This is a genomic window from Cognatundibacterium curvum (assembly GCF_014284235.1).
GTDB lineage: Bacteria > Pseudomonadota > Gammaproteobacteria > Burkholderiales > Burkholderiaceae_D > Undibacterium > Undibacterium curvum.
Map to the genome: position 1 here is coordinate 1 of NZ_JACOGD010000025.1, position 439 is coordinate 439.

At 45.3% G+C, this 439-nt stretch carries 1 protein-coding gene; it reads left to right on the forward strand.

What is annotated here, in order from left to right; genetic code table 11:
* Window positions 1-23: 23 nt before the first annotated feature.
* The coding region (locus tag H8K43_RS18685; RefSeq protein WP_222611086.1) for a DUF2931 family protein at window positions 24-439 on the forward strand (416 nt) is incomplete at its 3' end.

Sequence of the window (439 nt, forward strand, 5' to 3'; positions counted from 1 at the left end):
CAGAAATGTTGAAAGGACTATTCATGTCTGACCATGAAACACCAGAAACCGCCGTGATGAAATGGACTATTTCATTTTGTGCATACAGTATTGATATAGACCCAGGTGCTAACAGCAGGTTAGAAACCCTATGGGCAGACAATTGGCTCAAAGATGCTCAGGGTGAAGACGTAGCGCGTTTTTTTTCTCCGTTTGGTGCGGGTTGGGGTATGGGCAGTAGTGGTATGGGCGGTACCAATCCCAAGGGGGCGCGGCTCCCTAAAACCATACACTTAAGTTATTACGATTATCAGGAAGACCGTTTTTACCGGCTGGATGCAGAATTGCCGCTGCGCCGTATCTATGAATTATTTTTTAAGCAGCCAAAAATTGTCGATAAAGACGTGAACTATGGAGTTGTGAAACCACGCTTTTCTGAATTGCGTTTTGGCATAGCACC